Source organism: Paenibacillus suaedae (assembly GCF_032337355.1).
GTDB lineage: Bacteria > Bacillota > Bacilli > Paenibacillales > Paenibacillaceae > Paenibacillus_B > Paenibacillus_B suaedae.
This window is the reverse complement of sequence record NZ_JAVYAA010000002.1, coordinates 1127799-1142345: the sequence shown is the minus strand read 5'-3', so window position 1 is coordinate 1142345 and position 14547 is coordinate 1127799. Positions and strand designations below refer to the sequence as shown.

The 14547-nt window shown below is 45.9% G+C and carries 11 protein-coding genes; 10 read left to right on the top strand and 1 reads right to left on the bottom strand.

Going from position 1 to position 14547, the window contains the following annotated elements; all coding sequences use genetic code 11:
- Positions 1-65: 65 nt before the first annotated feature.
- The 3 genes from RQP50_RS12735 to RQP50_RS12725 all read left to right on the top strand — a co-directional run bounded on the left by RQP50_RS12735 (position 66) and on the right by RQP50_RS12725 (position 5835).
- Complete coding sequence (locus tag RQP50_RS12735; RefSeq protein ID WP_083545246.1) at positions 66-944, top strand: carbohydrate ABC transporter permease; 879 nt, start codon at positions 66-68, stop codon at positions 942-944.
- The gene (locus RQP50_RS12730) at positions 941-1747 is read left to right on the top strand and encodes a carbohydrate ABC transporter permease (RefSeq protein WP_072730456.1); all 807 of its coding nucleotides are present in this window, start codon (positions 941-943) and stop codon (positions 1745-1747) included. The genes RQP50_RS12735 and RQP50_RS12730 overlap by 4 nt, the downstream gene beginning before the upstream one ends.
- Positions 1748-1860: 113 nt before the next feature.
- Complete coding sequence (locus tag RQP50_RS12725; protein ID WP_315745666.1) at positions 1861-5835, top strand: Ig-like domain-containing protein; 3975 nt, start codon at positions 1861-1863, stop codon at positions 5833-5835.
- Positions 5836-6072: 237 nt separating this feature from the next.
- On the opposite strand, the gene RQP50_RS12720 is transcribed toward RQP50_RS12725, so the two are convergent.
- On the bottom strand, positions 6073-7311 hold the full coding sequence (locus tag RQP50_RS12720; protein ID WP_072730458.1) for a chitinase: 1239 nt from the start codon (positions 7309-7311) through the stop codon (positions 6073-6075).
- Positions 7312-7556: 245 nt separating this feature from the next.
- Here RQP50_RS12720 and RQP50_RS12715 point away from each other — a divergent pair, with 245 nt between their 5' ends.
- From RQP50_RS12715 to loaP, 7 genes are all read left to right on the top strand, one after another.
- Complete coding sequence (locus tag RQP50_RS12715) at positions 7557-8624, top strand: methionine ABC transporter ATP-binding protein (protein WP_315745665.1); 1068 nt, start codon at positions 7557-7559, stop codon at positions 8622-8624.
- On the top strand, positions 8621-9301 hold the full coding sequence (locus tag RQP50_RS12710) for a methionine ABC transporter permease (RefSeq protein WP_021257788.1): 681 nt from the start codon (positions 8621-8623) through the stop codon (positions 9299-9301). The genes RQP50_RS12715 and RQP50_RS12710 overlap by 4 nt, the downstream gene beginning before the upstream one ends.
- 93 nt (positions 9302-9394) lie before the next feature.
- Entirely contained in the window at positions 9395-9856 is a 462-nt protein-coding gene (locus RQP50_RS12705; protein ID WP_315745664.1) for an S-ribosylhomocysteine lyase, read from the top strand.
- Positions 9857-9861: 5 nt separating this feature from the next.
- Positions 9862-10632, top strand: coding sequence for an SDR family NAD(P)-dependent oxidoreductase (locus RQP50_RS12700; protein ID WP_315745663.1), 771 nt, complete (start codon positions 9862-9864; stop codon positions 10630-10632).
- A gap of 47 nt (positions 10633-10679) precedes the next feature.
- Entirely contained in the window at positions 10680-11528 is an 849-nt protein-coding gene (locus RQP50_RS12695; RefSeq protein ID WP_315745662.1) for a MetQ/NlpA family ABC transporter substrate-binding protein, read from the top strand.
- A 13-nt stretch (positions 11529-11541) separates the two neighbouring features.
- Positions 11542-12267 (top strand): 5'-methylthioadenosine/S-adenosylhomocysteine nucleosidase, encoded by a 726-nt coding sequence (mtnN, locus tag RQP50_RS12690; protein ID WP_072730463.1) that lies wholly within the window; start codon positions 11542-11544, stop codon positions 12265-12267.
- Positions 12268-13444: 1177 nt separating this feature from the next.
- A complete protein-coding gene (loaP, locus tag RQP50_RS12685; protein WP_072730464.1) occupies positions 13445-14275 on the top strand; it encodes an antiterminator LoaP in 831 nt (276 codons plus the stop codon).
- The last annotated feature ends 272 nt before the right edge of the window (positions 14276-14547 follow it).

Sequence of the window (14547 nt, the reverse complement as noted above, 5' to 3'; positions counted from 1 at the left end):
TGGCTAGAAGTCCGTCGAAGATGGAAGCCACGCATGAAGAACGAGTGCAGCTGCGTTCGGGCTTCATGGTCAGATGGGTTCATTCTGCTGGAATACTCAATCTGATGTACGTCCCGGCGCTAGTGCTGTTTGCCGTGTTCATTTTCTATCCTCTAATCCAGGGAGTTAAAATCTCCTTCACCAATTGGGACGGCTATTCGCAGCAATACGCATGGGTAGGCTTCGACAAATATCGGCTAATGCTGTCGGACAAGAAGATTGTCCAGACGATTCAGAACACGTTTATTTACGGCTTCGGAAGTACGGTATTTCAAAATGTGATGGGTCTTGCTTACGCCTTGTTTTTGGATCAGAAGCTAAGAGGGAAGGGCATCATCCGTATGATCGTATATCTTCCCGTTATTATCAGCCCGTTAATTATGGGCTATATCAGCTATTTCTTCTTTCAGTATGATGGCGGGGCGCTGAATGATGCGATTCGTTTATTTGGCGGAGAGGCCGTGGATTGGCTGTCGAACGGCTCACGTGCAGTATGGATGATTGTCCTAGTTAACACCTATCAGTATATGGGCATTGCGATGATTATTTTTTTGGCAGGCTTACAGTCTGTTTCGAAAGAGTATCACGAAGCGGCCAATATCGATGGCGCTGGCTGGTGGAGCCGATTCATGCGGATTACGCTTCCGCTGCTTATGCCGGCAATTACGATCAATATTGTGCTTAATCTCATTGGGGGCTTGAAGCTGTTTGACGTGATAGTAGCAATGACGAACGGCGGACCGGGCTATGCGACGCAGTCTTTGTCCACGATGATGTACAATCTGTATTTCGCCCGTCAGGATGCGGGATATGCGGCAGCGCTCGGGAATCTGATGTTCATCATCATCGCGGTCATCAGTATTTCATCACTTGTACTGCTTCGTCGGAAGGAAGTGGATGTGTGAAGATTGCCAAATATATAGCGCTAGTACTCATCGTGCTGATTCACAGCATCCCTTTTTACATCTTAGTCAATCTGTCCTTCAAACCAATAGAAGATACGAGCAGCAAATGGATGCCTTCGCAGCAGTTCCAAGTGGATAATTTCATTCATGCATGGCAGGATGCTCAGTTAGGAAGAGCTGTCCTGAATAATGGGATGATCACGGCTACTGCGGTTATTCTCGTCGTGTTCATCGGTGCATGTGCTTCGTATCCGCTGGCTCGCCATCAGACCAAATGGAATCGATTCGTATACACGCTATGCATCTCATGCTTAATTGTCCCCGCATTGACGATTCTCGTACCTTTGTACAAATTCATCGTAGACGTAGGCGGAATCAATACATACTGGGCGATTATTCTGACACAAGTCACTTTTGCGCTGCCGATGACGATATTTTTGTTCACCGGGTTTATTAGTACGGTTCCGCGAGAGATGGACGAGGCGGGGCTGATTGATGGGTGCAGCCGTTACGGTATCTTTATGCGAATTATTTTCCCTTTGCTGAAGCCAATCACGGCTACAGTGGTCATCTTGATCGGTGTGCAGGTGTGGAATGACTATCAATTCTCCGTGTTCTTCTTGCAGAAGAAAGAGATGATGACGATTCCGGTTGCCCTGTCGGGCTTCGTCTCGCAGTTCCACAGCAACATTAGCTGGGTCGCTGCGGGTTGCTTTATTGGGATGCTGCCGCTCACGGTCGTGTATTTGTTTCTGCAAAAATATTTCGTGAAAGGGATGGTAGACGGGGCGATTAAAGGGTAGCAGCAACAGCAAAGAAAGGAGGTATGGTCAAGGTAGGAAACAAGGAAGAGGCTACAAGATCAAGGCAAACAAGGACGACACTATAACAATTAGGAATGCGAAGGGGGTTAATCATGTTCAGGAAGAAATCGGGTGCAAGGATCACTTCATTAGCGCTTGTTCTTGCAATGATGCTCGGCTTGTTCACTTCCGGCGGCGGTATGATTCAAGCCCAAGGGACAGCTGATAATGACAATCCACTTGTATCGGTTAAGCTGTCCGCCGAAGATATGGCAGTGCCTTTGGACGGTGTAACGCAGCTGCAGGTGACGGGGAGGTTGAAGGATGGCAGTGAGATTGACTTGCGGCATGATGCAAAGACCACAATTGCATACAGCGCTCCTATCGACATGTTCACCATTGGGGATGATGGTCTAGCAAGAGCAGGTACGCAGGATGTTGGTGAAGTCCAGATCGGCGTGGAAGTAGTAAGAGACGGTATTCGCTTGACAGATACATTGAAGCTGACGATCAAGCCTGAGCCTGCGCGGCCATTTTTGCGGGATTACACGGGCACTTTAACGATGAAGCTCTATTTGGGAGACAACGGGAAAATAGAATTAACGCTGGATGAAGCGCTGGAAGCGATCAAGAAGATGGATCACATGACGCGCAGCATGCCGAAAATCATCTATTTGGTTGGCTGGCAGCATGATGGCCACGATTCGAAATATCCAGATTGGAATGTCGTCAATCCGAAGCTGAAGCGACCAGGTGATGCTACTGCACTGGACAGCCTGAAATGGTTCATGGATGAGGCGGAGAAGTACAATACGACGATCAGCTTCCACATCAATATGACGGACGCCTATCAAGACAGCCCGCAATGGGAGGAATTCATCAACAAGGATCTCATTCGCAAGGAAGAGAACGGGGAGCTTATTAAGGGAGGCCATTGGGTAAGCGGACAGAGCTACAAAATCAATCTGACACGTGCTTGGGAAGCAGGGGTATTCCAGCGCAATATCGATGACTTGCTTGCCAAGATCCCTCAGCTGCTTCGAGGGAAGACGATTCATATCGATGCATTTGTAACGAGTCCAGTAGAGTGGGCTCCTTCCGTTGGTAATGCAGATCCATATCATAAGACAACGTATCGCCAGGAAAGTGAAACTCAGAAAAAGATCATGCGTTACTGGCGTGATAAAGGAATGGACGTTACGAGCGAGTATTTCCATGGCTACCGCGGTGACCCGTTATTCGGTCTGCAGCCGATGGCATGGTGGGCGGATTGGCGTTCGATCGACAGTCAGATGAAGCTGCCAGCAGCACTTGCGGTCGGTGGAAAAGGCGGAAATGAGCTGTTCGGCACGAGCATGCATGGCGAAGAAATTGTCAAAAAAGACAAGGTGAGGCTGACGGGATTTTTGCAGGAATTCAGTGCAACTACGCTGCTCTGGCAGTATCTCAATCAATTCGAACGTCTCTCTTATAATGAACCAACGAGCACCGTGCAATTTTCAGATGGAGTGACGAGTTCTAAGCAGAGTGGGAAGCGCGTCGTGAAGCACGGCGATGTGACGATTGCAGACGGTACGGATATGTTCGTACCCGCCTTATGGCGCAAGGATAAACCCGAGATTATCGCATTCAGCCAGGATGGCTACAAGGATAGAAGCTGGAAGCTGCCTGCTGGATGGGCGGGCGTGCAGGCGGTTGACGTATTCGAGATTGGAATGGGACTGCCGAGATTGATTGAGCGAGGGCTGCCGACTGCTGGGGACACCGTCACTTTATCGATAGCTCCGGGGTCAGCGGTTTCCATTACGCCAGCGAATCAGGAACCATTGGATCCGATACAGACAATCGCTGCGGGATTGAAATCAGTTCCAGCGCCTGCGAAGAATATGACTCGTTTAACGCTGCCACAGGTACCGGAGGGTTATGAGATTGAGCTGCTTGAATCGAAGCGTCCGGATGTAATTGACCACACCGGCCACATATCGCCAACGAGCCAAGAGGAAGAAGTTCTTCTTATTTTCCAAGTGAAGCGGAAGGCTGACGGTGTAAGTACCCATACGGCTGCAATCCCTGTTATCGTGCCGCCAGGAAGCGTTGTGAATATTAACGACGTGTATGATGCAAAGAATGCCGTATTGACAGGAAATGCGGTACTGCGAAGCAATGGCGCGTTTATGACCGGGAGTGTGGTTGGATTTGTCGGCGGGCCTGTTGGAAACAACAACACCGTTACCTTTCAACAAGTCAACGTGCCTGGGGATGGCCTGTATGAATTGCAGCTAGAGTATGCAACTGCCGTGCCTCGTTCGGTGTTCGTGCGGGCGAATGAGGAACAAGGGATCGAAGTATTGTTGACGGGGACGGATTGGAATAAAGCACAGCTCAAAACCATTCAGGTTGTGCTGAAAAAAGGCATGAACACCATTACCTTATATAATCCGACGGAATATGCTCCTGATATGGGATCGATTATTGTGAAATCCATCACTCCAAATTCGATTGCAGACTGGATTACGTCCATCCAACTACCTGGGAAGAACGACAAGTACGTAACGCTTCCTTCTGTACCGCAGGGCTTCACAGTTTCGATCAAATCGTCGGACAATGAGACGGTTATTAAACCGGATGGTAGGATTGTTCGTCCAGCTGCGGATCAGATCGTTTATCTTATTTTGCAAGTGACTCGAAATTATGATGGCGTAACAGCTGAGACGGCAGCGATCCCAGTCGTTATAGCTGGAGAACCTCAAATAATCAGTGTTGCTACGGTAGTTGTGAATACGGAAGTTGGGAAGGCTCCAGTGCTGCCGACAGTCGTGACAGCGACGTATTCGGATATGACGGTAGAGGAGATTTCCGTCGTGTGGGATGCGATTGAGGCTGAACAGTATGCGAAGGCGGGAACATTTACGGTGACGGGAGCGGTTGCAGGTACGGATCTCCAAGCGATTGCGACGGTTCATGTCAAGGAATCACCTGCACAGACACCATATATTACGAGGATATCACCCGCATTCGTAGAGACAGTAGTCGGAACACCACCAGCGATGCCTACTGTCGTAACGGCTACGTATTCGGACTTATCGATGGCGCAGGTATCCGTGGTGTGGGATCAGATTGATGCTAGTCTTTATAGCAAGACCGGCAGCTTTACTGTGAATGGAACTGTTGAAGGGACACTATTAAAGGCAGAGGCCATGGTTACGGTGAAGGCGGATCAGGGATCTGGAAACGGAACAGACAATGGATCAGGTGGAGGAAGCAGCAGTTCCAGTACATCTACAACAGTCCCGCCGCAAACGAAAGAACCCAAGAAGCCACAGCCTAACAGAGAGCAAGAAGCGCCGAAGCTCATGGAGCTGACGTATGTGCCGACAACCGAACAGATGCAACATCCACACTATTTATCTGTTGTGCGGGTGAATGAGGATGGAAGCACCATGCCGGTTGTATTTAGCGCCTATGACCCTTCAGCGCTCAAAATGAAGTTCCTTGGTTACGTCGATGAGAACTACAAAGTTGTGTACAAAGAAGTAAAGTTCACGGATTTGCAGAAGCATGTTTGGGCGAAAGAGGCTATTGAAGCACTTACCTCACGCGGTGTGCTAGATGGCGTATCGCTCTATCGATTTGTGCCAGAACAAGCGATAACACGCGCTGAGCTCGTCGTCATGCTCGTTCGCATGCTCGGCCTCACTGCGGAAGCGGATTCGAATTTCGCAGACGTCAATCCATCTGCTTCTTACTACTATGACATCGCGATAGCCAAAAAAGCTGGGCTTATTCAGGGAGTTACGGATAAGGAGTTCCAGCCTGAGGCAAAAGTGACGCGGGAGCAGTGGATGACCATCATCGAGCGTGCGCTGCGCCAAATGAAAGTCATTAATGAGTCGGAAAATGAAGATGCATTGAATACATTTACGGATCGTGAGCAAATTGCAGATTATGCACTGCGAAGTGCAGCAGCACTTGTGAAGCTGAAATTGATCGTAGGAGCCAATCAGCAGCTTCTGCCGAAAAAAACAACGAGCCGTGCCGAAGCCGCGCTAGTGCTGTATCGAATCATTCCTTTGGTATTGCAAAAGTAAGCAAAGAAGCTGAACATGACAACAGCCTTCTCCTAGCAATAGGGGAGGCTGTTCATGCTTTACATGGTAGCTGATAGTTTCTGATCTGTATGGTGTTTCTTGGTAACTTAGATGTTGATTAAATGATTGAATTGATTGAATTGATTGGATGTTTGAATGATTATATGCCTGAATGTGAATGCCCCTCAATCTTGTTGTTGGTAAGTTGGTTGGCTATTAGCTTGCTTCCCCGTATGCTCAAAAAGGCTGCATGCCAAGCGTGTTGAGCTTCTCACCAGTAACATCCACACCCATTTTGCTTGTGATGTCCAAGTAGTGGCCGATGCGGCGCTTGATGGCGCCGTTCGATTCATCCAGATTAGCTTCCAGTCCATTGAGTACCATGATGCTAACCCCGAATCCTGCGGGACCTAATCCTTTTTCTTTTTCCTCTCCAGCGGGCTTCCATCTGCCAATCATAACATCATGGGCGGAAGGCTTTGGCGCTTGCGGCGTCATCCAGAATAAGATAGCGGTTGCAAATCCTAGCTTGCCGTCGGCCGCAATCCATTCCGGATTTTGAAGAAGCACATGTTTATCTCCGTATATAATGGCACTCATTAACCCGTAATTGAAATTCCAGCTCAGCATGATCGGGCCCCGTCCGTAATAGCGCTTGCCTGGAACACCCGGATATTCCTTGCTGCTGGCAGGGTCTACGAAGTCCGATTTATTCTGTCCTGTTCTGCCTGCAATGTTCTCATTCCAATAGAGCCCCCAGCGCAGCATGCCTCCCGGAGCGGTGTCCCAACCTCCGCCAGTCTCATGAGACAAATTGGCAAGCAGCGCCGCGAGATCGCGCTTGCGATCCTTCTCCAATCCTTCATTCAAGAAGGCGCCGTAATCGACGATTTGCGTGATGATGCGCTTGGTCTTGTTCTCTGGTGTATTGAAGTCATCGGAGCGTACAATGAGCGTTTCGGTTTTTCCCTTTTTCTCTAAACGATAAATTTCTTGAGCTGAATAATTGCCTTCCCGATACGAAACCTTGTATTTCACATTGGCGACAAGGCTGACGGCATTGATGAGATTTTGATAGGAGTAGTAGTCGGTCTGATTGGGATTATAGTCTTTCTTATCTTTGTTGAAGGCATGCCATTCCTTCGAACCAAGGCGCATCGGAAATAACGCTTCGTATTCCTTCTCGGGGAGTGCGGACCGGACGGCCTCAACCGCCTTGTCTGCGGTATAGTCGGGATCGATTCCATCCCACTGTGATTCAATCTGTTGTCTGGTCAGAATGCGGCTGTCGCCAACGGACAAGCTGCTGTCCTGTAAGTACACAATATCTGCTTTGCCTGAAATGGAAGTAACGTCAGCAGCCGAGGCAGAGGCAGTAGTGAATCCGAGTGAGGTGAGAAGCAGCGTTGAGCTGAGTGTCAGCAGCAGTGTGCACCGAATCCATTTCTTTGAAAGCGGATACGAAACGTTGGACATCAATACATCCCCTTTATTATCGGATAACTGCAAGATTTATTAATACATATTTATATCGCTTAAATTTTAAAATATGACGAGTAAAAGAGACGAAATTGGAAGACTCCAGCATGGAGCGAAAAATACAGTTGAAAGGTATGATTATACTTACATATAGTAATTCCGACTATTCTGGTGTATAATGGCGGAAATAAAATTTTCGGTAATTCGGCAGTACATAGAACGATCAGGAAGGGTTGGACATCATGATCTCATTATCGAATATTAGGGTAACGTTTGACACGGGCTCTCAATCGGTTACTGCTGTACAGGATGTCAGTCTGCAAGTGGATGCAGGCGATGTATACGGTATAGTTGGATACAGCGGAGCGGGGAAGAGTACGTTGGTTCGTGTCATTAACTTGCTGCAGCGGCCTGCATCAGGGAGTGTAGAGGTGAACGGTCAGGACTTGCTGGCTCTGAGCCCCAAGGAACTGCGGGCAGCTAGGAGGAAGATCGGGATGATCTTTCAGCACTTCAACCTGATGAATTCCAGAACGATCTATGACAATGTAGATTATCCCTTAAAGAGCTCCAAGCTTTCGAAGCGTGAACGCTCGCAGAAGGTGAAGGATTTGCTCGAATTAGTAGGCTTGTCAGATAAATTGGACGCATATCCCTCTCAATTGTCAGGGGGACAGAAGCAGAGGGTGGCGATTGCTAGAGCGCTGGCGAATGATCCGGAAATCCTATTATGCGATGAAGCGACGAGTGCCTTAGACCCTAAAACCACACTATCCATATTGGAATTATTAAAGAAATTGAACCAAACCTTAGGGTTAACGATCGTGCTCATTACGCATGAAATGCAAGTGGTCAAAGAAATTTGCAATAAGGTTGCCGTAATGGAAGACGGTCGGATTATTGAGCAGGGAGATATCGTGTCAATTTTTAGCCGTCCGCAAAATGCGTTAACTCGTGATTTTATTAATACAGCTACTCATATTGAACAGACGCTGGAGAAGCTCTCCCAGCATCCGTCATTGGTGCAGCTTAAGAACAACGATATTTTGTGCAAGATATCCTACATTGGCGATAGCACAAGCGAGCCGATTATCTCAGCGCTTACCGCTCGTTATCGGGTAACGACCAACATCTTATATGCGAATGTGGAGATTCTACAGCAGACGCCTATTGGCAATTTGATTGTGGTCATGTCGGGATCAACTAGCGATTTGGAAGCGGCACTCGAATATTTGCAGTCGATTCAAGTTGCGGTCGAAATGATTGATTCTCGTCTTGTGCAGAACGTTAAGGTAGGTGAAACGGTATGAGTGAGTTTTTAATGAATAACTTCCCAAACATTTGGAATTTAAGAGAAGAGATTCTGATCAGCATCTATGAAACGATATACATGGTGGTCGTAACCTCCTTATTCTCGGTACTTTTCGGCCTTTTGCTAGGTGTAACCTTGATTGTAGTTGATAAGGGAGGGATTTTAGAAAACAAGCTCGTTTACAGTGTCTTGGACAAAGTCATTAATCTATTTCGCTCTATTCCGTTCATTATTCTTATCGCGGTTGTCGTTCCGCTTACCCGCCTTATTGCGGGGACATCGATCGGCATGCAAGCAGCAATTGTGCCGTTAGTTATCGGGATCGTTCCTTTTTATGCGAGACAAATTCAAAATGCGCTGGTCGAGGTAGATCCGGGAATTGTGGAAGCCGCTCAGTCCATGGGATCAGGGCCAATTGAGATCGTATTTCGGGTCTATTTGAAGGAAGGTTTAAATGCGATTATCCGTGCTTCTTCCGTGACGGTCATTAACCTGATCGGGCTGACGACGATGGCGGGTGCGATTGGCTCGGGTGGTTTGGGCAGTCTGGCAATTAGCAAGGGGTATAATCGGTTCCAAAATGATATCACCATAGTTGCTACTATTTTGATCTTAATTCTGGTGTTTGTGTGCCAATTCATTGGCGACTATTTTACGAAGAAGACGATGCATTAGCAGCGGATTAGTGAACTTGATTTATGCAGTATGCTCCTTAGGTGCGTACTGGATTAAATAGAATACAAATTACAGACAAAGGACTGAGGAACAATGGCAAAAGTAGAAAGCTTTCAACTGGATCACACAATCGTAAAGGCTCCTTATGTAAGAGCAGCAGGAGTTGAACATGATGAGAAAGGCAGCACCGTGCAAAAATACGATCTGCGCTTTTTGCAGCCAAATAAAGACGCAATTCCAACGGCAGCGCTTCACACGCTTGAGCATCTGCTCGCTACATATATGAGAGACGAGATTAAGGGGATTATCGATATTTCTCCGATGGGATGCAGAACGGGATACTATCTGATCCTATGGAATGAGCATAGTCCGGAAGAGATTGCTTCCGCCTTGGAGAGAACGCTGAAGCGTGTATTGGAGACAACAGAGGTTCCTGCTGTATCCGCACTGGAATGCGGCAACTACAAGGATCATTCTCTCTTCTCCGCGCAAGAGTATGCAAAGATTGTGCTGGAAGCGGGAATTAGCAGAGATCCGTTTGAAAGAATGCTGTAATCGCGATGATTACGCTCAATCTATCGCACCAGACAGCGATTGTCACAGGCGGGAAGTCAGGCATAGGGCAGGGTATCGTGCAAATCTTGCTGCAAAGCGGAGCTACGGTCATCTCTGCTGATCTGGCGTACGAAGATGATTATCGAGAGGCTGACGGTCAGCTCATCGAGACGAAATTGGACTTATCCAAGTCCAAGGATATTGATCGCTGGTCCAGATTGGTTGTAGAGCATGCAGGGGTTCCCGATATCGTCGTGAACTGTGCGGGTACATCCACAATGGATTATGTGATTGACAGCAAGCTGGAGGACTGGGAGAAGGTGTTCTCCATTAATGCTACGGGGCTGTACCTAGTCTCCAAAATATTTGCCAAAGAAATGGTCGATGCCGGGAAGCCGGGCAGAATCATTCAAATTGCTTCCCAAGCAGGAAAGAACGGCTACCGGGCTATGGGTGGGTATTGCGCATCCAAGCATGCTGTTCTTGGCTTGACGAAGGTGATGGCGATCGAGCTGGCGCGGCATAACATTCTCGTGAATGCGGTATGTCCGGGAATTGTGGAGACACCGATGAAGCATCGGGAGCGGATTGAAGGTGGAGTCATCCGCGGTATTAGCGCAGAGGAAATCTATGCGGAGGATTGTTCCCAGGTTCCACTCGGAAGAACCGCTGAAGTTCAGGATGTGGCCAATGTCGTGCTGTTCCTGGCAAGTCCGTTGTCTTCGTATATGACCGGCCAGGCGATTAATGTAACAGGCGGGATGACGATGCATTAAGCAAGAAAGCTCTTATCTTTATTTACATATAGGGGGGAGTAAATCGTATGACTAAAAAGAGAGTATGGGGCGGATTAGCGGTTGGGTTGGCTTTGACACTGGTGCTGGCCGGCTGTGGAGGCAAATCATCAGGCGATGCTGGGAAAATCGTAATCGGTTCTCAGGGATCGGACGCTCAGATTTGGAAGCATATCGCGCAATCTCAGGCGGCGATGGACGCCAAGCTCGATATCGAAGTCAAGGAGATCAATGGCGGCGTAGAGCTGAATAACGCAACCAAAGACGGGGAAGTGGACGTCAACGCATTTCAATCTTGGGCGTACTTGGTCAGCTACAATAAAGACAGTAAAGCTGATCTTGCAGCAGTAGCGACAACCTATCTAGAGCCGATGGGAATCTATTCGCAGAAGATCAAGGATATTAAGGATGTTCCAGACGGCGCTCTTGTTGCTCTGGCGGATAACCCAGCCAACACGGCAAGAGGATTAAGTTTGCTGCAGGCAGCAGGGCTCATCAAGTTGAAAGATGGGTTCGACCTTGGAACAGGTTCAGAAAGTGATGTTGTAGAAAACTCGAAGCATCTGAAATTCAAGCTAATTGACGATACGACAGGCCCGCGGGTCATACAAGATGTGGATTTGGTATTGATCGGGAATACGGTTGCGATGGAAGGCGGATTGAACGTATTGAAGGATTCGTTGTTCCATGAGGAGATCTCTGTGGATACCAAGCATAATATCAACGTGCTCGTGACGACCTCTGATAAGCAGAACGATCCAGGCATTTTGAAATTAGGCGAGCTGTACCACAACGAAGATACGCAAAAATACATTGAGAAAGAGTTCGGAGGCACAAAAGTTCCTGTTGAGAAACCGATCTCCTATCTGAAAGAATAGTGAGGCTGGCTTCATGCGGATTGCGATTATAACAGCGATGGAAGAAGAAATGGCTCCTTTTCGAAGCCAGTCACAAATTACAGCAAGAACACAGGTAGGTAAAGTTATTATCGAAGAAGCGGTGTACCAAGGTCAATCCTTGATTCTAGTGGAGAGCGGGATTGGTAAGGTCAATGCAGCAGTGGCAGCGACGCTTGTAATTGAGCGGTATAAGCCGGATGTCATCATCAATTCCGGATCGTCAGGCGCATTTGGCGCAGGATTGGACGTTGGCGACGTCATCATCGCTACGCAGTTTATTTACGGGGATGTTGATGCTACCTGCTTCGGCTATGAGCCTGGTCAGGTTCCGCAAATGCCGGCCAAGTACGAGACGGATGCGGATTGGCTGAAAGTGGCGCGGCAAACTGCGGCATCAGCAGAGCTTCCATACGCTCTTGATTTTGGATTGGTGTTGACGCTCGATTCGTTCATGAGCGAGGGTGAGCGGGTAGAGGGGATTAGATCCACATTCCCCCTCGTGAAGGTATCCGATATGGAAGTGCTGGCGATTGTACAGTCAGCAGCGCAATACGGAATTCCGGTATTATCCGTCAAGGCTGTATCCGACATTGCCGGACAAGGCGATGTCACGGCGAACAGCTTCGATGATAATCTGGATGTCGCCGCTGATCATGCTGCGCATTTTACGAAGCTGCTGGTGAACAGCTCCAAACGATTTATGTATTGTGATAAGTAAGGAACTAGTAGTGGTATTCTATCTGATTCACCGGAACAAGTGCGAACCTGAAGTGAGCATTGATTTCTGGGAAGGCTCATGATTCCTTGCTAGTACTAATATAATGGAAGAAAAGAAAGATGGCAGATAACCCCTTTTGTTCGAATGGTCGTTTGAAGGGCGCGGAATTATCTAAATAAAGGCAAAATGTATAAGATAATTTGGAATGTGTTGCCGCGCCCGCCACGTTGAACGTGTACTGTTCAACTGGAAGATTTGTGTAACTAAAACAAAAATATCCCCCTGTAGAAGATTGAATTAATCTTTCGTGCTGAAAATCGATTAGAGTTTAGTAAGAGCTTGATCGAAGCCAACTTGACAATGTGTAGCAAAGCGATAGTTATAGCTGTGATACTAAGAATTTCTCAGTATTTTTACGCTCTCCGTCTGAATCTATCTTCGGGATTTTGATATTGACTAATAAAAAAGTAAGATTTATGATATATTGTATTGGTAATATTACCCTGCATAAAAACTTCTCTTTAATGTGTTACGAATTTCATATTGTTACAAGCAATCTCAGTTACTTTACGGGACAACTACCTCAACTATGCCATCATAATATTCTCGTAAACATGTTAAAGTTTTGTATCATCATGTCTTCGCAAAAAAAGAATTCTTCTACTCAAAAACGACGTTTCTAATATTTTCAGTATAGCTCATTTTTTGAAAATATAAGATAAATGCTTTATGATTCCACGCCACTTAGTCATGGATGATAAAAGCGACCATTATTCTATCGTACGGGGATACCGATAACTAAATGTGTCAACAATTTTTATCAGTTATCCTCATCCTGCTAAATATAAGTCTTTTATATAACAGATGGCTTCAGGAGACATGAAGCAACAGCGTATCGTTTTTTTAGTAACTGCTTACATTCCCATAGATAACAAATAAATAATTTAATCGTTGTTTCGGCACGTTAAATGATTTATTTTCCACATAATACTGACAGTAGTGCAGAATCTTATTTGCATGAATGGGCGAAGCTATGCCTTTTTAGGGTTCTCTATTCATTTGTGGCAAATGAATCTAGGGTGATAATTCACCATATCTTTTTAGAAGTGTGCAAGCAAGTATGATCTCATTATCCCGTTGAGGAGTCATTCCCATATTGTAAAGGCGGATACGGAATATGAATTGGTATGTACTCTTTGTGTTTTCTGGGAAAGAGGATTTAGTTAAATGGTTAATCCAAAAGGAATTAGGCATATATGATATTAGATGTTGCGTACCGAAAAGACAGGTTCCTGAAAAGAAAAACGGTTCTTTTTATAGTAGAATAAAACCTATGTTTCCTGGATACGTATTTATTCGAACAAAATTAGATACTAGCCTATATTATAAAATTAAAGCGATGCCTAATGTAGTTCGGTTGTTGAATTATACCAATAAGAAAGATTTGCAGATTTCATCGGATCATGCATACACATTTCAATTCATTCCTAATAGTGAAATGGAACGTGTTTTAAGGATTTTGAATGATAATGAAACGCTAGAATTTACGAAAGTACTCGTAAGAAGAAAAAAAACAATTGTCTTGTCGGGGCCGTTGAAGGGAATGGATAGTAAAATTATTAAAATAGATAAACGCAAGAATCGGGCCAAGCTTGAAATAGACATTCTTGGAGGAACAAAAACGATCGATATTGGAATAGAATTGATAAAACCTTCAATAGTAACGAAAAATAATGAAAGAAAGAACAAAGGTAGAGGAGATCTAATGATGGAAATAAGAGAAAAGATAGAAAAGATGATTAATGAACTTTTGGAGGTGCCGTCTAACAATTACTTGGAAAATAACTTGGTTTCAAATGGAATTAATTCATTAACATTCATACGTCTAGTTGTGAATATCGAAGAAGAGTTTGGAATAGAGTTTCCAGACGAGTATCTTGATCCAGAAAAACTGCGCACGATTGATGAAATTGTAGATTACATACGAGGTTTGCAAAATGTAAAGTAGTATGTTAAAAAAGCGTTTTTTATATAGGGATCATACAAGACGCCTTGTTTAAACGTCAATTATTATACACTCAGACGATGCCAGTAACCCCAGACTATGTCCCATACTAATCTCAAATTTCTTTGAGGAAGATTGTATCGAATTTTGGATGGAGCATGGAAGAATACTGCTTAGAATACCAAATATCAATTCCCATATCTTTTATAATGAACGCAGAATTTATTCCAGTATAAGGGGAGGGCGCTACTGCCGTCCAAGAAAAACTTACACTT